Genomic DNA, 18,783 nt, shown 5'->3' with positions numbered 1-18,783 from the left:
GCCTTTCCCGCGCCCACGAAGGACAAACCGCCCATGTCCAGAAGCTCCGACAACCCGGCAGATCCGTTCAAGAAGGCGCTCGCCGAGGCGACCAAGGTCATGGCGCACGATCCCGAATTGTCGGTGAGCTACAGCGTCGATCCTTCGGGCGTCTCGGGCGACCAGATGCGCTTGCCGCAGGTCTCGCGCCGGATGAGTCGGGACGAGGTGATGCTGGCACGCGGCACCGCGGACGCGCTCGCGCTGCATCGCCGCTATCACGACGCGGGCACGCATGCGCGCTACGCGCCGCAGGGCGACATGGCCCGCGAGATCTACGAGGCGATGGAGAGCGCGCGCTGCGAGGCGATGGGCGCGCGCGACATGCCTGGCACGGCGGTCAATATCGACGCCAAGCTCGGTCACGAGGCCGGGCGGAAGGGCTATGCGGAGGTGAAGGACGCCTCCGACGTGCCGTTGCCGCAGGCGCTGAATTATCTTGTCCGGCATCTGGCCACGGGCCGCGACCTGCCGCCCGCCGCGCAGAACGTCATGGAACTCTGGCGCAACCATATCGAGGACAAGGCAGGCGAGACGCTCGAAGGCCTGGCCGAACGCCTATCCGATCAGTCCGATTTCTCTCGCTTCACCCGCCGGATGATCACCGATCTGGGTTATGGCGACCAGCTTGGTGACGATCCCGACGATCTCGACGACGAGTCCGAGAACGAAGCCGACGAGGGCGGCGAGGATCTCGACGAAGAGCAGCAGGAAGGCGATCAGGACGACGGCGAGGAAGACGCCGAGGCCGCGCCCGAGCAGAGCCAGGAGCAGACGCAGGACGCAAGCCAGGCGCAGGTCTCGATGGAAGACAGCGCCGACCAGGATCAGGCCGACGAGGTCGAGATGCCGGAGGGCGAGGCCCCGATGGAGCCGCCCCCGCCGCAACCTGTCTCGGACGCCGATCCCAATTACCGCGTCTACACATCTGCCCATGACGAGGAGATCCGTGCCGAGGATCTGGCCGAACCTGCCGAGCTCGAGCGGCTGCGCGCCTATCTCGACCAGCAGCTCGACCCGCTGAAGGGCGCGGTCTCGCGGCTGGCCAACAAGCTGCAGCGCCGCCTGCAGGCGCAGCAGAACCGATCCTGGGAGTTCGACCGCGAGGAGGGCATCCTCGATGCGGGGCGTCTTGCGCGCGTCGTCGCCAACCCCACGACGCCGCTCTCGTTCAAGGTCGAGAAAGACATGGAGTTCCGCGACACGGTCGTGACGCTTCTTCTGGACAATTCCGGCTCGATGCGCGGGCGGCCGATCTCCATCGCGGCGATCTGCGCCGATGTCCTGGCCCGCACGCTCGAACGCTGCGACGTGAAGGTCGAGATACTGGGCTTCACGACGCGCGCCTGGAAGGGCGGGCAGAGCCGCGAGGACTGGTTGAATTCGGGCCGCGAGCAGCAGCCCGGTCGCCTCAATGATCTGCGTCACATCATCTACAAGGGCGCCGACGCGCCGTGGCGGCGGGCGCGCGCCAACCTTGGCCTCATGATGAAAGAGGGCCTTCTGAAAGAGAATATCGACGGCGAGGCGCTCGAATGGGCGCATCGGCGGCTCGCGGGCCGACCCGAGGCGCGGCGCATCCTGATGGTGATCTCGGACGGCGCGCCGGTCGACGACTCGACCCTGTCGGTAAACCCCGCGAACTATCTCGAGAAGCACCTGCGCGACGTGATCGCGATGGTCGAGCGCAAGCGGCAGGTGGAGCTTCTGGCCATCGGCATCGGCCATGACGTCACCCGCTACTATGACCGCGCCGTCACGATCACCGATGTGGAGCAGCTCGCCGGCGCGATGACCGAACAGCTCGCCTCGCTTTTCGACAGCGATCCCAGGGCGCGGGCCCGCGTCATGGGCATGCGCCGCGCCTCCTGACCCCGAAAGGAAAGCCATGACGATCCAGACCGGCTTTCAGAGCTTCGACGACAGCACGCGCCCCGAGCAAGGGCCGCCGCGGCTTGATGCGCTGCGGGCCGAGATGCGGCGTGACGGGCTCGACGCCTTCCTCGTGCCACGCGCTGATGCCTACCAGGGCGAATACGTCTCCGAGCGCGACGCGCGGCTCGCCTGGCTGACCGGGTTCACCGGCTCGGCGGGTCACGCGGTCGTGCTGGAAGACAAAGCGGGTGTCTTCGTCGATGGCCGCTACCGCGTTCAGGTCCGCGCTCAGATTGCCGATGTCTTCACTCCGGTAGACTGGCCCGAAACCTCGCTTGCGGACTGGATTGCCGCCAACACACCAAAAGGCGCGAAGATCGGGATAGACCCCTGGCTCGTGACGATCGACCAGGCACGCGGCCTATCCGAAAAGCTGCCCGAGGCCGAGCTTGTCCGTACCGACAACCTCATCGACAGGATCTGGGACAATCAGCCCGATCCACCGCTCGGGCCGATCATCGCGCAGCCAGCGGAGCTTGCCGGCGAGGCCGCTGCCGAAAAGATCACCCGGCTTGCCAAGACCCTCGCCCCGGCGCGGGCCGCGATCCTCACGCAGCCCGACAGCATCGCCTGGCTTCTCAATATCCGCGGCAGCGACATCCCCCGCAATCCCGTGCCCCATGCCTTCGCGATCCTGCACGACAATGCGCGTGTGACCCTGTTCGTGGATCCGGTGAAGCTCAAGGATCTCGATACGAAGCTTGCTGCCGAAATCGCGACGCCCGAGGAGTTCCTTTCTGCCCTTGCGGCGCTCGAAGGCCCGGTCACGCTCGACCCGGCGACCTGCCCCCTTGCTGTGGCCGACGCTCTGGAAGCTGCCGAAGTCGCAGTAAAGGAATGCGCCGATCCTTGCCTGCTGCCCAAGGCGCGCAAGAACGAGACCGAAATCGCCGGTGCGCGCGCCGCGCAACAGCGCGACGGCCTTGCCATGTGCCGCTTTCTCGCCTGGCTCGACGATACCGCGCCGGGCGGGCTGACCGAGATCGATGTCGCGCGCAAGCTCGAAGGCTTCCGCCGCGAGAGCAATGCGCTGCGCGACATCTCCTTCGAGACCATCTCCGGCGCGGGCGCACACGGAGCCATCGTGCATTACCGGGTGACCGAGACGACGAATGCGCCGCTCAAGGACGGCGAGCTGTTTCTCGTCGATTCCGGTGGGCAATATTTCGACGGCACGACCGACATCACCCGCACCATTGCGATCGGTTCGCCGGGCGAGGAAGAGCGGCAGAACTTCACCCGCGTCCTCAAGGGACTCATCGCGGTGTCGCTCTTGCGCTGGCCCTCGGGTCTTGCCGGCCGCGATCTTGATCCGTTCGCGCGTCATGCGCTCTGGCAAGCGGGGCTTGATTACGGGCACGGCACGGGCCACGGGATCGGCGCGTATCTCAGCGTCCACGAAGGCCCGCAGAGGCTCGCGAAGACGGGCACGGTGCCGCTCGAGCCGGGCATGATGCTCTCGAACGAGCCGGGCTTCTATCGCGAGGGCGCCTATGGTATCCGTCTGGAAAACCTCGTGGTTGTGCAAGAGGCCGACCGCCTGCCGGGGCAGAGTGTAGAGACGATGCTCTCGTTCGAGACGCTGACCTACGTGCCGATCGACCGCGCCCTCATCGTGGCGGAGATGCTGACGCACGAGGAACGCGCCTGGCTCGACGCCTATCACGCCACATGCCGCGCTCGTCTTGCCCCGGAACTTGACCCGGAGACAGCGGCTTGGCTCGAAGCGGCGACCGCGCCGATCTGAACGACGCAGCCGCTTGTTACGCGGACTAATTGATACAAAACTGTGATCTTGGTGCGCCACAAGGCGCTGCCAGAGGGAGAAGTGAGATGACCAACGATATCACGATCCGGCCCGCGGAGGGCACCTGGGTGATCCGTGCGGGCGGTGCGGTTCTGGGCGAAAGCTCGAAGGCGCTGGAGCTGACCGAAGAGGGATATCCCTTCGTCATCTACTTCCCTCGCGAGGATATCGGCATGGCGTTCCTAGATCGCAGCGACACCACGACGACCTGCCCCAAGAAAGGCGTCGCGAATTACTACTCGATCATGTCGAAATCGCAGACGTATATCGATGCGGTCTGGACCTACGAGGATCCCAAGGACGAGGTCGCCGAGATCAAGGGCTATCTTGCCTTCCACGTGCAGGACGGCATCGCGGTCGAACAGCTCTGAGCCCGAAGAACTTTTAACTGTGCTCTTCGGCCGCGGTCGCGGCGAGGGCACGGTTATAGGCCTTGAGCGCGTCGACGTGGAACAGCGCGCCTTGCAGGATGGGCGCATCGGTTTCCGCATCGCGTTTGATGACCGGCAGGAAGGCCACGCCGGATTTCTCGAAAAGCGGCATCGCGGTCTCCAGCGTCGAAGCTGCGCTGACGAAGAGCTCCTGTCCGATCATCGTGTGACAGCTTTCTTCGTCCGCCGCGTGCAAGTCGGTCGGCTTGCGCATCACGCCGGTGACGCTGAACATCGCGAGAAGATAGGCCTGCGGCCCGGCCGCGAGATGCACGTTCCGCCTCTCGAGCTGGGTCAGGAAGAACGAGCGGTCCACCAGCCGCGCCGCCAGCGCGGTGGACAGCGACACGGACACCATCACCGCAAGGCCCGTCTGCCAGTCGCCGGTCAGTTCAAAGACGATGAGTGTCGTGGAGATCGGCGCGCCGAGAACAGCTGCGGTCACCGCCCCCATGCCCGCCAGCGCATAAAGCGTCGAGGCCCCTGATTGGTTCGGAAAGATCCCGGTCGCGATCAGCCCGAAGGCCAGCCCCGTCAGCGCGCCGATCATCAGCGACGGGGAGAAGACGCCCCCGCCCATGCGCCCCGCCATCGTAATCGACAACGCCACGACCTTGATGATCGCGAAGACGATGGCTTCATGCATGAGAAGATTGCCGGTCAGCGCCAGGGACGTGGTCTCATACCCGACGCCGATGATATGCGGATAGAAGATCGCCAACGCGCCCAGCATGATCCCGGCCACCGCTGGACGCAGGAAATGCGGCAAGCCGAGACGCCGCTGAAGCCCGGTGCCGAGATCGTCCGCCGCGAAGATCGCCCGCATGGTGACGACCGCCACAAGCCCGCAGACCAGACCGAGGATCAGGAAGGCGGGCAGTTCGAGGTAGAATTCCACCGTCGTCGTGCCCGGCAGGCGGAACTCCGTCACATCGCCGAAGGCGAGGCGGTTGATGACCGTGCCGGCGGCACTGGCCACAACGATGGGCGCGAAAGCGTGAAGCGCGAAATGCCGCAGAACCACCTCGAGCGCGAAGAGTGCCCCGGCGATCGGGGCGTTGAAGCTCGCGGAGACGGCGGCCGCCACGGCGCATCCCAGAAGATCGCGCCCGGTGATGCCATCGACCCGCAAGAGGTTCGACACCCAGCTCGCGATCATTGCCGCGATATGCACGACCGGCCCTTCCCGGCCCGACGAGCCGCCCGTCGACAGCGTGATCCAGGAGGACAGCGCCGAGGCGATACCGGCTTTCTTCTCGAGCCGCCCGTCATTGAGCGCCGCGCCCTCGATCACGTCCGCGACGCTGCGAACGCGGCCATCGGGTGTGAAGAAATGCACGATGAGACCGACCGCCGCACCGCCGAGCATCGGGATCGTCAGGATCCAGTACCAAGGCAACGTCTCGGCAAAGCTCGCCAGCGTATTCGGATCTTCGGTGCCGTAGAGCGTTGTCTGCAGCCATTCAATGGCGAGGCGGAACACGAGCGCGGCGAAGCCGGAGGCTATGCCGATCGCAAGCGCGATGAACCAGAATTGGATCTGTCCCGGCCCACGGTGGCGCAACATGTCCCAGCCCTTGCCGCATCTTGCGGAGAAGGAGTCAAAACCGCGCCGGATTGAGCTGTCGCCGGGCATCTCCCGCTTGTCCCATGGGAAACTCTGCCGCGTTCATAGGCACTTGGCACGCTGGGGTAAAGCAGGTCGCGCTCAGCCGTGCAGCAATGCCCGTGCCGCGGCCCGCGCCTCGGACGTCACGGTGTCTCCCGCCAGCATGCGGGCGATCTCGTCCTCTCGGGCCTCTGGGTCCAGCGGCGTCACAGTGGAGGTTGTCACCTCGCCGTCCACGCGTTTCGCGACCTGCCAGTGATGTGCGCCAAGCGCGGCGACCTGAGGCGAGTGCGTCACGACAAGCACCTGCCCGCCCGCTGCCAGCGCCTTGAGACGGCGGCCCACCGCATCGGCCGTCGCGCCGCCGACGCCACGATCGATCTCGTCGAAGATCATTGTGCGACTGGCATCTTCGCCGGTCAGGCAAACCTTGAGAGCGAGAAGGAAGCGCGACAGCTCGCCGCCCGAGGCGATCTTGTTGAGCGGGCCCGCCGGTGCGCCGGGGTTCGTTGCGACGGTGAACGCCACCGCGTCGCGCCCCTCGGGGCCGGGCTCGGCCTCGGTGATCTCCGTGTGGAAGACCGCGCGCTCCATCTTGAGCGGCTGCAATTCTCCGGTGACCGCGGCATCGAGACCGCTCGCGGCCCCTTTGCGCAAGTCAGACAGCGCGACTGCGGCGGTATCGTAACCCGCCTCGGCGTGTCTCAACGCGGCGCGCAAGGCTTCGACATCGTCCGCGCCCCGGTCGAGCCGCGCGAGCCTGTCCCCCAAGGTCTCGGCAAGCTCGGGCAGCTGGTCCGGTCCGACCTGGTGTTTGCGGGCGAGCGCGCGGATCGCGAATAGTCGCTCCTCCGTGGCTTCGAGCTCGTGGGCGTCAAAATTCAATCCGTCGAGACACGCCTCCACGCCGGACACCGCCTCGCCCAGCTCGACCATCGCGCGTTCGAGCGCCGAGATCGGAGCGTCCACGCCGCCTTCCGCGCGATCCGACGCGCCTTCGAGCCAACGCAACGCGTCGCTCATCGCGCCCTCCGCTCCCTCGCTCAGCGCTTGATGCGCGCGCGAGATGTCCTCGCGGATCTTCTCGGCCGATTGCATCCGGCGCCGCGCGGTATCGAGCGCCTCTTCCTCGCCAGCCTCTGGCGCGAGCTTGGACAGCTCGTCGACGGCGTGGCGCAGGAAGTCTTCCTCAGCGCGCACTTCGGCGAGTTCCGCTTCGGCTTGCTCAAGCGCCTTGGCTGCCTGCCCTCTTGCCCGCCAGGCTTTGCGGACAGCCTCGAGCGCGTCGCCAGCCCCGGCATATTGGTCGAGAAGCTGCCGGTGCCCGCGCGGGTTCAAGAGACCCCGGTCATCGTGCTGGCCGTGAAGTTCGAGCAAAGTATCCGAGAGTTGTCGCAGCACCTCGCCCGAACAGCGGCGATCATTGACCCATGCGGTCTTGCGTCCATCCTTCGTGTTGACGCGCCGAAGGATGAGCATGTCCTCGGACGGAAGCCCCGCCTCCTCGAGGACGGCCCTTGCGGCGTGGTCGGCGCCAAGTTCGAACTCCGCCACGACCTCGCCCTGCTCTGCACCGGCGCGCACCAATTCAGCCCGGCCACGCCACCCTAGAACGAAGCCAAGCGCATCGAGAAGGATGGATTTCCCGGCTCCGGTCTCCCCGGTCAGCACGTTCAGACCCGGCTGGAAGGCAAGCTCCAGCCGGTCGATGATGAGCATGTCCCTGATTTCGAGCGCGCGCAGCATGGATACGCTTATCGGCTAGCCTTGCTGCTCTTACAACCACTCGCCCTTGACAGTCTGGCGATAGATCTGCGCGAGCCAGCTGTCGCCGCGCGCCCGCATCTCGAGGCCCTGCCCCGTCAGGAGCGCGAAGCTGTCCTCGTACCATTCGGTCGAGCGGTAATTGTAGCCGAGGATCGCGCCCGCGGTCTGCGCCTCGTTGGTCAGGCCGAGCGACAGATACGCCTCGACGAGCCGGTGCAGCGCCTCGGGTGTGTGGGTCGTGGTCTGGAAGTCTTCGACCACCACGCGGAAACGGTTGACCGCCGCGGCGTAGTGCTGCCGCTTGAGGTAATAGCGCCCGATTTCCATTTCCTTGCCGGCGAGGTGATCGAAGGCCAGGTCGAATTTCAGGATCGACGAGCGGGCATATTCGCTCTCGGGGTAGCGCTCGATCACGGTCCGCAGGGATTGCAGCGCCTGGAATGTCAGCCCCTGGTCGCGGCCCACTTCCTCGATCTGGTCGTAATAGCTGAGCGCCAGAAGGTACTGCGCGTAAGCCGCGTCATCATCGAGCGGATAGAAGTCGATATAGCGCTGCGCCGCCGAGCGACTGTTCTCGTAATCGCGATCCTGGTGGAAGGCGAAGGCCTGCATGATCAGCGCGCGCTTGGCGAAATCCGAATAGGGATAGAGCCGCTCGACTTCCGCGAAATACGTTGCCGCGTCATCGGGTCGGTTGCGATCAAGCTCGAACTCTCCACGTCCGAAAATCTGCTCTGCCGTGAAGTTCTCAAGCGGCTGCCCTCCGGGCCCGAGACCATCCGCGGCACCACCGCCGCCGATGTTCAGGTTTCCAAGAGCTCCGCATCCGGCCAACGTCAATGCAAGACAGCCTGCTGCCACTGCCGATTTCATGGAAGCGCCCGTTGCCATGCCCGATGTCCCTCGCACCTCGATCTGGGCCGTGCCGCCCGGTTCAGAGATGGTCCTAGCACAGAAAATTCCGGTGCAAAACGCCTTACGCGCATTTCCCGATCGCACCGCCGGACACGCTCACGCGACCGCCGGGACCTCATCGAGGACGACGCCCGCGCCCGGCAGTTCCGCGCGAGTGAGGCTGTCGCAGACGACCATGCGAAACGCACCCTCGGTCGTGAACAGCGCCTCGAGCAGCAGGTTCGTCATGGAATGACCGGCGCGCACGCCCGTATAGTGACCGAGGATCGGCGCGCCTGCGAGCGCGAGATCGCCAAGCGCATCGAGCATCTTGTGGCGCACGGCCTCGTCCGCGTGGCGCAAACCGCCCGGAGACAGAACCTTGTCGCCATCCACCACGACCGCGTTCTCGTAGGTGCCGCCCAAGGCGAGGCCCTGCGCCTGCATCGCTTCGACATCGCGTTGGCGGCAGAAGGTGCGGCTGTCACACAGCTCACGCACGAAGCTGCCGTTGGCGAGCGTGATCCGCTTGCTCTGCGTGCCGATGGCGGCATCTTCGAAATCGATGGAGAACGCCATCGAGGGCAAACGGCCCGGCTCCAGCATGGCCCAGCCTGCCCCGGTTTCGACCATGACGGGCTTCAGAACCTCGATCGCGCGCACCGGCGCGTTCAGCGTGCGAAGACCGCGCGCAAGGAATGTCTTGACGAAGGGCGCGGCGCTGCCGTCGAGGATCGGAACCTCGGGGCCATCGATCTCGATCATCGCGTTGTGGATACCCGTTCCGGCCAACGCGGCCATCAGGTGTTCGATCGTGGAGACCGACACGCCCGCCGCGTTCACGATACGCGTGCAGAGCGGCGTCCGCTCCGCCGCGTCCCAGAGGGCGGGGATCAGGTTGTCGCCAACCATCACATCGACGCGCTTGAACCAGATGCCGTGCTCGGCCACGGCCGGACGCACGGTCACGCGGGCCGGACGGCCGGAATGCAAGCCGTGGCCTTCGAACGTTACCGGAGCTTTGAGCGTGGTCTGCAAGAGGTCGTACCTTCGGTCGATGGATCTGGGCGGAATAGAGACACTCCGTCCTTTGAGTGATCAGTTAACGACCGTGGTCCGCGCGCTCAAATCAAGTATTACAACCGACTGAAACATCGGCTGTAACACTTGGGCGAAGCACCGCCTAAACCTGGCAAATACCTGTTTATAATAGAAAAATGCCCCCGCAAAACCGAGGGCATTTCAGCTCGTCGTGAGTGATTTTTGGCCTTAATTCGCCTGGCGACGGAGAAATGCCGGGATCTCGATGCGATCCTGATCCTCTTCTTCGTCGTGGTCGACGACCGGATCGGGCTGGCGCGCCTGGACCGGCGGCTGGGTGCGACGCGCGGGTGCGGCCTGCCCTTCGGAGGGGTGCCCGGTCATGCGGTTGATGAGCGAATTGATCCCGAAGCGCGGGCGGTCAGCCTCGGCGCCGCGCTGCTGCGGTGCCGCCTGCGGCTGACGCGTGGCTTGGCGGCCGGCCGGCGCTTCGGAGCGCGCGCGGTTGGCGGCGGCCTGAAGGCGGGCCAGCGTGTCGGGCGACGGGCGTCCCGGCTCTCCGGAGCGGGGCGCGACATAGGCTTCGGGGTTCTGCTCGACCGCGTCCGCCTGCGGCTGGAACTCTGCGACACGCGGCTGGTAGGCCGGCGGCGGCAGACCGTCATCGTCCTGACGGGCGGCGGGCTGCTCTTCGAAGACATGCTCCATCTCGTCCTCTGCGGCAGCGCTCTGGCTGTCGAAATCAGAGAACAGCGAGGGCTCTTCGTCCTCGTAGGTGTCGTGCGAGACGCGCGCTGCGGCGGGCGCCGCGGCCGGAGCCGGTGCGGCGGCAGGTGCGCTTTCCTCGACCTCGACGGCCTGCTTCAGCGGCTCGGAGAGCTTGCGGCGCGGCACCGGGGTCTCGGCGACCTCGGTCACGTCGATGCCGGTGGCGACAACGCTGACGCGCATCACGCCCTCGAGGTTATCGTCGAGTGTCGAGCCGACGATGATGTTCGCGTCCGGGTCGACTTCTTCGCGGATGCGGTTCGCGGCTTCGTCGAGCTCGAACAGCGTCAGATCGTGACCGCCAGTGATGTTGATGAGCACGCCCTTGGCACCGCGCAGGCTGATCTCGTCGAGAAGCGGGTTCGCGATGGCCTTCTCCGCGGCCTGGATCGCGCGATCCTCGCCATCTGCCTCGCCGGTTCCCATCATGGCCTTGCCCATCTCGTCCATCACGGCGCGCACGTCCGCGAAGTCGAGGTTGATGAGGCCCGGACGGACCATCAGGTCGGTCACGCCCTTCACGCCCTGGTAGAGCACATCGTCGGCCATCGAGAAGGCCTCGGTGAAGGTCGTGCGCTCATTGGCGAGGCGGAAGAGGTTCTGGTTCGGGATGATGATCAGCGTGTCGACGACCTTCTGCAGCGCCTCGACGCCGTCCTCGGCCTGGCGCATCCGCTTGCCGCCCTCGAACTGGAAAGGTTTCGTGACGACACCGACGGTTAGAACGCCAAGTTCACGCGCTGCCTGAGCGATGATCGGAGCCGCGCCGGTGCCCGTGCCGCCGCCCATGCCGGCGGTGATGAAGCACATATGCGCGCCCGCGAGATGATCGACGATCTGCTCTATGCTCTCTTCGGCGGCAGCCGCGCCCACGGTGGCACGCGCCCCTGCACCGAGACCTTCGGTCACCTTCACACCGAGCTGGATCGTGGCCTGCGCCCGGCTCTGGCTGAGGGCTTGGGCATCGGTGTTCGCCACCACGAAGTCGCAGCCATCCAGCGACTTGTCGATCATGTTGTTTACAGCGTTCCCGCCTGCACCGCCCACACCGAACACGGTGATGCGCGGCTTGAGCTCGTCGTGCCCGGGCACGGTAAGGTTCAGAGTCATCGCTAATCCGCCTGCTTGTTGTGGGCCGATTTCCAGCCCTTTTTCGCCTATTTCTCCCAAGTATTATCGATGGCAGCGGCTTTCGTCACGCGAAAAACACGAAAATCACACCAAATATGGAAGAAAATGCTCTTCCATCTGCGGTATTTCGCCGATTTCGCGACATCTTGCGTTCACCAGTTATCCCGGAACCATTTCACGGCCCGCTGGAAAGACCGCGCGGGCAGTCGCTCCACCGGGATTTCGAAGTCCCACCATTCATCCTGGGGATGCGCGGCGAAGAGGCAGAGACCCACCGCGCTCGAGAAGCCGGGGCCGGTCGCGGCCTGCGGCAGGCCATGCACCCGCATCGGGCGGCCGAGGCGCACCTGTTGGCCGAGGATCTTGGACGCGAGCCCGTCAAGACCGGGGATCTGGCTGCCAGCGCCTGTCAGCACGATCTGCTGGGAAGGCAGATGATCAAAGCCCGCCACGTCGAGGCGCACGCGCGCCTCCTCGAGGATCTCTTCGACGCGCGGTCGCATGATGCCGATGAGTTCGGCGCGGCTGACCGTGCGCCTGTCATGTTCCCAATCGCCGGTCTCCCCGCCGATTTCGATCATCTCGCGGTCGTCCATACCGGTCGCCACCACGCCACCGTAGAACGTCTTGATCCGCTCCGCGGTCGCCATCGGAACCTGCAGGCCCATCGAAATGTCGGAGGTGACGTGATCGCCGCCCATGCGAACCGCATCGGCGTAGATCATGTGTTTCTTCATGAAGACCGAGATCCCGGTCGAGCCGCCGCCCATGTCGATGCAGGCCGCGCCGAGCTCTTGCTCATCCTCGACAAGTGCCGAGATCCCGCTCGTATAAGCCGAAGACGCCAGGCCCGCGAGCTCCAGGTCGCAGCGCTTCACGCAATGAGCGAGGTTCTGGATCGCCATCGCGTCGACGGTCAACATATGCATGTCGGTCGCAAGTTCCTGGCCGATCTGCCCGCGTGGGTCGGAGAGGCCCGAGCGATGATCGAGCGCGAAGTTCACGGGCTGGGCGTGCAGAACTTCGCGTCCGTCGCCGAAATCGGGCACATCGCATGCGGACAGAACCCGTGCGACATCCTGCTCGCTGACTTGGGTGCCCTCGAGTTCCACCTGCCCCGCCAGGCCGTAGGAGCGCGGGTCGGCCCCCGAAAGGCAGGCGATCACGTGATCGACCCGGATCTGCGCCATCTTCTGTGCGGCCTGCACCGCGGTCCGGATCGCACGCTCGGTTTCGCCCATCGAGGCGATCTCGCCGAAGCGCACCCCGCGCGAGCGCGTTGTCGCCGCGCCGATCACCCGGAAGCCCGACTGCCCGGCGAGAGATCCGATGCCGTCGCTGTCGAAATCCCGCTCGGTGCCATCGAAGCGCAGGATCAGGCAGGCGATCTTGGACGAGCCGACATCGAGGATCGCGATGACGCCTCGCTGCATCGCGGCCCGGCGCATGTTCCGCATTGCTCGCTGGGATTCATACAGCTCGATCATGGTCTTATCTGTCCCCTACCTCAATTTCTCTGATCCGCCGGAGTTCCTCCAGCGCGTATTGGCTGAGCCGTATCGTCGGCCGCTCAGCGAGCCGCAGGTCGACTGCAACGACATCGCGTCCCAGCATGTCCACCGCCTGGTCCATCGCGATCGCCCGTTCCAACGCACGGACAGGGCCATCTTCCGGCAGCAGGATGCGCTGACCACGGTCAAGCACGACATCCCAGCGCCGCTCGCCGATCCGCTCCAGACCGCGGATCCGGTCGCCGAGAGGCCCCGCCGCGGAGAGAAGCCGAAGCGCTTGGCGCACATGCACATCCGCGCCTGTCCCCGCGATCACCGGCAAATTCGGATGGTCGGCGCGCCGTTCCACCGGGCCTGTCATCACGCCGTCGCGGTCGAGCAGTTCCAGCCCTTTGGGATTGCGCCAGAGGACCACGGGCTCGCGCTCGATCACGTCGATCTGAAGGATGCCGCCCTGGCGCACGAAGAGGGTCGCGTTCTTCACCGCGTCGAGCCCGGTGATCGCCTCCCGCATCGTGTCAAGCTCGAGATCGAATGAGCTGACCGGGAAATCCAGCGGCACGATCTCGCGAATGTCTTCCGCCACGCCGTCTGACGCGCCGTCGATGGCCATGAGCTTGACCATGAATTCGGGCCGCTGCTCCACCGCCGCGCGGGCATCGGAGATAGCGAGCAGCACCGCCTCGCGGTTACCTTCGACCGAGAACCACCACGTCGCCGCGCCGAAGGTCAGCGCGAAGGGCAGACCGATCCGCAAAAGCAGCCGGTAGACCGGTGTCAGCATCATGCGGTCGATGCGATACTTCAGTCGCGACGGCGCCGGATCGAACCTTGTCATCTGAGACATGAGGCGTCCTCCACCATCCACGCGCAGAACTGGCCGAAGCTCATGCCGATCAGAGCGGCGTGTTCGGGCGACAGCGACGTCGGGGTCATGCCGGGCTGGGTGTTCGTCTCGAGAAGCTTGAGACCGTCGAGCCCCAGCGCCTCGTCCCAGCGGAAATCCGTGCGGGTGACGCCCCGGCAGCCCAGTGCCTCATGAGCGCGGAGCGCGTAGTCGAGGCAGGCGACCGTAATCTCTTCGGGAAGCTCGGCGGGGCAAACGTGGCGCGAGCCGCCGGGGGCGTATTTCGCGTCGTAATCGTACCAGCCGTCGGTGACGATCTCGGTCACGCCGAGGGCGCGGTCGCCCATGACGGTCGTGGTCAGCTCGCGGCCGGGAATGAAGGCTTCGACCATGACGAGGGTCGACATGTCGCTTGCCACCACCGGCGGCGCGTCACCCTCATGCACGAGGTAGATCCCGACCGACGAGCCCTCGTTATAGGGCTTCACCACGTAAGGAGGCGGCATGACATGGCTCTTGGCGACCGCGTCGGTCGTCACCAGAATACTTTCGGCGACCGGCAAACCGGCGGCACGGTACACGTCCTTGGTGCGCTCCTTGTCCATCGCGAGAGCCGAGGACAGGACGCCCGAATGGGTGTAGGCCCAGCCCTGCCATTCCAGCAGACCCTGCACGCAGCCATCCTCGCCCCATCGACCGTGGAGGGCGTTGAAGACGACATCGGGGGAAATCTCGGCCAGACGTGAAACGAGGTCGGAGCCCGCATCGACTTCGACCACCTCGAATCCCTCTGTCCGCAAAGCGGCGGCGCATTCCCTGCCGGAACTGAGTGAAACCTCGCGCTCTGACGAGGGCCCGCCCATGATCACCGCCACTTTCGGGGTTGTCCTGCTCGACATCCCGAAACTGCCTCTTTGTCGGGGCTTTGCCCCATTTTTGTGTCGCAACCTGCCTGGCGTTGCGTCTTTTGCGGGGCTTTGCGCCCTCTGTCAGGCTACGCGGGATCGCCCACGCGCATGATTTCCCATACTAGCTCTATTCCGCTGTTTTGGAAAACCTTTTTTCGTACATCTTCTCCGAGTCTTTCGAGGTCCGCCGCGGTGGCATCGCCCGTGTTTAACAGGAAGTTCGAATGCTTCTCGCTCATCTGCGCGCCGCCGAGCCGTGCGCCACGCATGCCCGCATCGTCGATGACCTTCCAGGCCTTCAGATCCTGGATGTCATCCGCCTTGCCGGTCGAGGAGAATCCCGCCGGGTTGCGGAAAGTGGAGCCCGCGGTGCGCTCTTTCGTCGGCTGGCTCGCGTCGCGCCTGGCAAGCTGGTCGGCCATCTTGGCCTCAAGCGCCTCGGGATCGCCCGCCGCGCCTTCGAACAACGCCTCGACGATCACCCAGCCTTCGGGCAGCGCGCTCTGGCGGTATTGCAGGTCGAGATCGTCCTTGGGGATCGTCACGACCTTTCCATCCCGCGTCACCGCCGTGACCTCGATCAGGTGATCGGCGACGTAGGAGCCGTAGCAGCCCGCATTCATCCGCACCGCTCCACCGATCGCGCCGGGAATAGTGCGCAGGAAGGTCAGGTCGACGCCCGCCGCAGCGGCTTTCTTGGCGACCTGCGCATCGAGCGCGCCCGCACCCGCACGCACACGGGTTCCCTCGATCTCCGTGCCGTTGAACCCGCGCCCGAGCCGGATCACGACCGCGCGGAGCCCTCCGTCTCGAACGATGAGGTTCGAGCCGACGCCCATCGGGAAGACAGGCACGCCCGGATCGAGATCACGCAGGAAGTCCGCAAGATCCTCGCGGTCGGCCGGCTGGAAAAACCAATCCGCAGGCCCGCCGACGCGCAGCCAGGTGAGGTCTGAAAGCGGCCGGTTCGGGGTCAGCTTGCCCCTCGGTGTGGGAAGGTCGGTCATGGGGCGCTCATGCAGGATATGTGGGGCAAAGAGCAAGGGGGGCCTTGCCCCCCCCTCATGCGCCAGCGCCGAACCGCCCCCGGACCCAACGCAGAAGATACCGCACCGGCCAGCGCAGGACGCTTGCGCCCGCCGCGAGGGCGAAAAGGCCAATCCAGGGCCCGTTTTCGTAGGTGACATAGCCCAGAAGCGGGATGCCGGCCGCGATCAGCAGGTAGGCGCGGGTCCAGTGGTTGTCGCGAGAGGGGATCATCGCGAGAATATTCGCCGTCAGCGCCCAAATGAGCGCGAGGATCAGGGAGGTCGTCATTTCGGGATCTCCGGTCTTTCTCCCCGGGCGCGAGCCCAGAAGTAGCGCAGCGGATTTCGGAACATCGACAGGAACGCCGCCGTGCCGAGCGCGGCCCAGACCCAGCCGACCGAAAGGCCGATCCAGATCATCAGAGCCGGCGCGGCGATCAGGAGCGCAATCCCCGGCACATATTGCCGCCGCATCGGCAGGAAGGCGGTCACGGCCGCGACCAGCACCCAGACGCAAAGGGCGAGGAGCGCCGGGGCCATCCCCTAGCCTCCAAGCCGTTTTGGCAAGCCGTTGGCCCATGCGCTGATCGTGCCCGCGCCAAGGCAGACCACCATGTCGCCGGGACCGGCATGGGCGCGAACGAGATCGGCAAGATCGTCCTCGCTCGTGATGCCTTGCGCGTTGCGGTGCCCGTGCCGGATCAACCCCGCCACGAGATCATCGCGCGACGCACCGGGGATCGGGTCTTCGCCAGCGGCGTAGACATCAGCGATGGCGACGACATCGGCATCGTTGAAGCACCCGCAGAAATCGTCGAAGAGGCTGGAGAGTCGCGAATAGCGGTGCGGCTGATGGACAGCGATCACGCGTCCCGTTGTCGCTTGCCGTGCGGCCTTCAGCACCGCCTGTATCTCTACCGGATGATGGCCGTAATCGTCGATGATCGTCACGCCGCCAACCTCGCCGACGCGGGTGAAACGGCGGTTGACCCCGCCGAAGGACGCGAGCGCGGCGCGGATCTCTTCGGTCTTCATGCCGAGATGGCGCGCCACCGCGACCGCAGAGAGCGCGTTCGAGACGTTATGATCGCCGGGCATCGGCAGGGAGCACCCTTCGATCGTCAGCCCTTCGGCCTGAAGCGCGATGTCGAACTGGGCGATGCCCGCCTCGTAACGCAGGTTCACCGCGCGCACATCGGCTTGCGTGTTGAACCCGTAGGTCACGACGCGCCGGTCGGTGATCCGGCCGACAAGGCGCTGGACCTCTTCGTGATCGGTGCAGCAGACCGCGAGCCCGTAGAACGGGATGTTCGAGACGAAATCCGTGAACCCCTGTTTCAGCCGGTCGAAATCGCCCCAATGCTCCATATGCTCGGGGTCGATATTGGTGACGATGGCGATGGTCGCGGGTAGGCGATTGAAGGTGCCGTCGCTCTCGTCGGCTTCGACCACCATCCACTCGCCCTGCCCCATCCGGGCGTTCGAGCCATACGCATGGATGATACCGCCATTGATGACCGTGGGGTCGATGCCGCCCGCGACCAGAAGCTCGGCGACGAGCGTCGTCGTCGTCGTCTTGCCATGCGTTCCAGCCACGGCGATATTCGACTTGAGGCGCATCAGCTCGGCCAGCATCTCGGCACGGCGCACGACGGGCAGGCCCGCAAGGCGCGCGGCGTCGAGCTCGGGATTGCCCGGCTTGATCGCCGAGGAAATCACCACGACCTCGGCATCGTTCAGGTTCTCCGCGCTCTGCCCCTCGAAGATCCGCGCGCCGAGACTTTCGAGCCGGTCGGTGATCTTCGACCGCTTGAGGTCCGAGCCCTGCACGGAATAGCCCAGGTTCAGAAGAACTTCCGCGATCCCCGACATGCCGATCCCGCCGATCCCGGTGAAATGGATCGGCCCGACATCGGTCGGCAGTTTCGTGGCGGCGGCTGCGTTCATGGAATTACCTGTCCTTGTCTGCCAGCTCTTCGACGAGCTGGGCGAGTTCTTCGGCGGCGTCGGGCTTGCTGACGCTGAGCGCCGCCTGCGCCATCTGCGCGGCGCCTTGAGAATTCTGAAGCACGCTCAGGATCGCGTCGCGCATGGCCTCGACGGTGAGCTTGCTTTCGGGGATGCGGATCGCCGCGCCTGCCTCGGTGAGGCCGCGCGCATTGGCGGTCTGATGATCGCCCGTCGCCGCGGCGAACGGCACGAGGATCGCGGGCCGGCCGATCACGCTCAGATCCGCGACCGAGGACGCGCCCGAGCGCGAGATCACCAGCTGCGCTTCGCTCATCCGGGCGGGAATGTCATGGAAGAAGGGCTGCACCTCGGCATCGATGCCGTTCTCAGCATAGAATTCCGCCACGCGCGCACCGTCCTCGTCACGGGCCTGGTGGCTGATCCGAAGATGCGCCAGCATGTCCATCGGCAGCTCCGCGATGGCGGGCGGCACTACATCCGACAGAACGCGCGCGCCCTGGCTGCCGCCGATCACAAGCAGCGACATCGGGTAATCGCCGGGCGGGATATAGCCCGCGCCCTGCCGCTCGTAGACGGCCATACGCACCGGATTGCCCGTGTGGATGCCCTCGACGCCGTCGGGCAGCTCGGTCGGCCAGGTCCCGCAGGCGACAGCATTGACGCGCTTGGCGAAAAGCTCGTTCACCCGTCCGAGAACGCCGTTCTGTTCGTGGATCATGCGCGGCAGACGCAGAAGCGTCGCGGCACCGAGCGCCGGGATCGAGGGATAGCCGCCAAATCCGACCACCACGCTCGGCCGGTCACGCATCATCCTTGCGGCCTGCGCCATGACGCCGCCCGAGACGCGGAACGGCACGAGCGCCTTGGAGGCGATCCCGCCCCGCGCGAAAGTTGCCGAAGAGACTTCCTCGATCTCGACCGAATGGGGAAAGCCGCCGGTATAGCGCGCGCCCCGCGCGTCGGTGGAGAGCTTCACGCGCCAGCCGCGCCGGAGCATGACTTCGGCGAGGCTCTGGGCGGGGAACATGTGCCCGCCTGTGCCGCCTGCCGCGATCACGAGAAGGGGTCGATCCGCCTTGCTCATTTCCTCGCTCCT

Annotated in this window: 16 protein-coding genes; 3 read left to right on the top strand and 13 right to left on the bottom strand. The window is 65.7% G+C overall.

Features of this window, described 5'->3' with window-relative positions; genetic code table 11:
• Positions 1-33: 33 nt before the first annotated feature.
• The 3 genes from cobT (at position 34) to FIU91_RS05680 (ending at position 4,152) form a co-directional block, all read left to right on the top strand.
• Positions 34-1,911, top strand: coding sequence for a cobaltochelatase subunit CobT (cobT, locus tag FIU91_RS05690; RefSeq protein WP_152461778.1), 1,878 nt, complete (start codon positions 34-36; stop codon positions 1,909-1,911).
• Positions 1,912-1,927: 16 nt separating this feature from the next.
• Positions 1,928-3,721 carry an aminopeptidase P family protein gene (locus tag FIU91_RS05685; RefSeq protein WP_152461777.1) on the top strand — a complete coding sequence of 598 codons (1,794 nt, stop codon included), beginning with the start codon at positions 1,928-1,930 and terminating at the stop codon, positions 3,719-3,721.
• A gap of 86 nt (positions 3,722-3,807) precedes the next feature.
• Positions 3,808-4,152 (top strand): DUF427 domain-containing protein, encoded by a 345-nt coding sequence (locus FIU91_RS05680; RefSeq protein WP_152461776.1) that lies wholly within the window; start codon positions 3,808-3,810, stop codon positions 4,150-4,152.
• A gap of 13 nt (positions 4,153-4,165) precedes the next feature.
• Here the strand turns inward: FIU91_RS05680 and FIU91_RS05675 are convergent, their stop codons facing one another.
• The 13 genes from FIU91_RS05675 to FIU91_RS05615 form a co-directional block, all read right to left on the bottom strand.
• Positions 4,166-5,779 (bottom strand): chloride channel protein, encoded by a 1,614-nt coding sequence (locus FIU91_RS05675; RefSeq protein WP_172974947.1) that lies wholly within the window; start codon positions 5,777-5,779, stop codon positions 4,166-4,168.
• Positions 5,780-5,920: 141 nt separating this feature from the next.
• Positions 5,921-7,567: a DNA repair protein RecN gene (gene recN / locus FIU91_RS05670; protein ID WP_152461774.1), complete on the bottom strand. Its 1,647-nt coding sequence runs from the start codon at positions 7,565-7,567 to the stop codon at positions 5,921-5,923.
• A 30-nt stretch (positions 7,568-7,597) separates the two neighbouring features.
• A complete protein-coding gene (locus tag FIU91_RS05665; protein ID WP_254702050.1) occupies positions 7,598-8,479 on the bottom strand; it encodes an outer membrane protein assembly factor BamD in 882 nt (293 codons plus the stop codon).
• A 120-nt stretch (positions 8,480-8,599) separates the two neighbouring features.
• The gene (gene lpxC / locus FIU91_RS05660) at positions 8,600-9,520 is read right to left on the bottom strand and encodes a UDP-3-O-acyl-N-acetylglucosamine deacetylase (protein WP_152461773.1); all 921 of its coding nucleotides are present in this window, start codon (positions 9,518-9,520) and stop codon (positions 8,600-8,602) included.
• Between the two features lie 231 nt (positions 9,521-9,751).
• Positions 9,752-11,401, bottom strand: coding sequence for a cell division protein FtsZ (gene ftsZ, locus FIU91_RS05655; RefSeq protein WP_093010146.1), 1,650 nt, complete (start codon positions 11,399-11,401; stop codon positions 9,752-9,754).
• 173 nt (positions 11,402-11,574) lie between these two features.
• A complete protein-coding gene (gene ftsA / locus FIU91_RS05650; protein WP_093010147.1) occupies positions 11,575-12,909 on the bottom strand; it encodes a cell division protein FtsA in 1,335 nt (444 codons plus the stop codon).
• Positions 12,910-12,913: 4 nt separating this feature from the next.
• Positions 12,914-13,780: a cell division protein FtsQ/DivIB gene (locus tag FIU91_RS05645; RefSeq protein ID WP_093010148.1), complete on the bottom strand. Its 867-nt coding sequence runs from the start codon at positions 13,778-13,780 to the stop codon at positions 12,914-12,916.
• Positions 13,768-14,679 carry a D-alanine--D-alanine ligase gene (locus FIU91_RS05640; RefSeq protein ID WP_172974946.1) on the bottom strand — a complete coding sequence of 304 codons (912 nt, stop codon included), beginning with the start codon at positions 14,677-14,679 and terminating at the stop codon, positions 13,768-13,770. The genes FIU91_RS05645 and FIU91_RS05640 overlap by 13 nt, the downstream gene beginning before the upstream one ends.
• Positions 14,680-14,774: 95 nt before the next feature.
• Positions 14,775-15,695, bottom strand: a complete 921-nt coding sequence (gene murB, locus FIU91_RS05635) for a UDP-N-acetylmuramate dehydrogenase (RefSeq protein WP_152461772.1) — start codon at positions 15,693-15,695, stop codon at positions 14,775-14,777.
• 55 nt (positions 15,696-15,750) lie between these two features.
• Entirely contained in the window at positions 15,751-16,005 is a 255-nt protein-coding gene (locus tag FIU91_RS05630) for a DUF2484 family protein (protein ID WP_152461771.1), read from the bottom strand.
• A complete protein-coding gene (locus FIU91_RS05625; protein WP_152461770.1) occupies positions 16,002-16,256 on the bottom strand; it encodes a DUF2484 family protein in 255 nt (84 codons plus the stop codon). The genes FIU91_RS05630 and FIU91_RS05625 overlap by 4 nt, the downstream gene beginning before the upstream one ends.
• Positions 16,257-16,259: 3 nt before the next feature.
• Positions 16,260-17,663 carry a UDP-N-acetylmuramate--L-alanine ligase gene (gene murC, locus FIU91_RS05620; RefSeq protein ID WP_093010153.1) on the bottom strand — a complete coding sequence of 468 codons (1,404 nt, stop codon included), beginning with the start codon at positions 17,661-17,663 and terminating at the stop codon, positions 16,260-16,262.
• 4 nt (positions 17,664-17,667) lie between these two features.
• Positions 17,668-18,771: a UDP-N-acetylglucosamine--N-acetylmuramyl-(pentapeptide) pyrophosphoryl-undecaprenol N-acetylglucosamine transferase gene (locus FIU91_RS05615; protein WP_152461769.1), complete on the bottom strand. Its 1,104-nt coding sequence runs from the start codon at positions 18,769-18,771 to the stop codon at positions 17,668-17,670.
• Positions 18,772-18,783 lie beyond the last annotated feature (12 nt).

Source organism: Roseivivax sp. THAF30, assembly GCF_009363575.1.
GTDB classification, from domain to species: Bacteria; Pseudomonadota; Alphaproteobacteria; order Rhodobacterales; family Rhodobacteraceae; genus Roseivivax; species Roseivivax halotolerans.
The sequence above is the reverse complement of the archived record's forward strand: the minus strand, read 5'-3'. Positions and strand labels throughout refer to the sequence as shown.

What these genes read in the sequence shown, in the direction of transcription:
- cobT (WP_152461778.1), top strand. Translation starts at nt 34, where the DNA reads ATGTCCAGAAGCTCCGACAACCCGGCAGATCCGTTCAAGAAGGCGCTC.
- FIU91_RS05685 (WP_152461777.1), top strand. Translation starts at nt 1,928, where the DNA reads ATGACGATCCAGACCGGCTTTCAGAGCTTCGACGACAGCACGCGCCCC.
- FIU91_RS05680 (WP_152461776.1), top strand. Translation starts at nt 3,808, where the DNA reads ATGACCAACGATATCACGATCCGGCCCGCGGAGGGCACCTGGGTGATC.
- FIU91_RS05675 (WP_172974947.1), bottom strand. Translation starts at nt 5,779, where the DNA reads ATGTTGCGCCACCGTGGGCCGGGACAGATCCAATTCTGGTTCATCGCG.
- recN (WP_152461774.1), bottom strand. Translation starts at nt 7,567, where the DNA reads ATGCTGCGCGCGCTCGAAATCAGGGACATGCTCATCATCGACCGGCTG.
- FIU91_RS05665 (WP_254702050.1), bottom strand. Translation starts at nt 8,479, where the DNA reads ATGGCAACGGGCGCTTCCATGAAATCGGCAGTGGCAGCAGGCTGTCTT.
- ftsZ (WP_093010146.1), bottom strand. Translation starts at nt 11,401, where the DNA reads ATGACTCTGAACCTTACCGTGCCCGGGCACGACGAGCTCAAGCCGCGC.
- ftsA (WP_093010147.1), bottom strand. Translation starts at nt 12,909, where the DNA reads ATGATCGAGCTGTATGAATCCCAGCGAGCAATGCGGAACATGCGCCGG.
- FIU91_RS05645 (WP_093010148.1), bottom strand. Translation starts at nt 13,780, where the DNA reads ATGTCTCAGATGACAAGGTTCGATCCGGCGCCGTCGCGACTGAAGTAT.
- FIU91_RS05640 (WP_172974946.1), bottom strand. Translation starts at nt 14,679, where the DNA reads ATGTCGAGCAGGACAACCCCGAAAGTGGCGGTGATCATGGGCGGGCCC.
- murB (WP_152461772.1), bottom strand. Translation starts at nt 15,695, where the DNA reads ATGACCGACCTTCCCACACCGAGGGGCAAGCTGACCCCGAACCGGCCG.
- FIU91_RS05630 (WP_152461771.1), bottom strand. Translation starts at nt 16,005, where the DNA reads ATGACGACCTCCCTGATCCTCGCGCTCATTTGGGCGCTGACGGCGAAT.
- FIU91_RS05625 (WP_152461770.1), bottom strand. Translation starts at nt 16,256, where the DNA reads ATGGCCCCGGCGCTCCTCGCCCTTTGCGTCTGGGTGCTGGTCGCGGCC.
- murC (WP_093010153.1), bottom strand. Translation starts at nt 17,663, where the DNA reads ATGAACGCAGCCGCCGCCACGAAACTGCCGACCGATGTCGGGCCGATC.
- FIU91_RS05615 (WP_152461769.1), bottom strand. Translation starts at nt 18,771, where the DNA reads ATGAGCAAGGCGGATCGACCCCTTCTCGTGATCGCGGCAGGCGGCACA.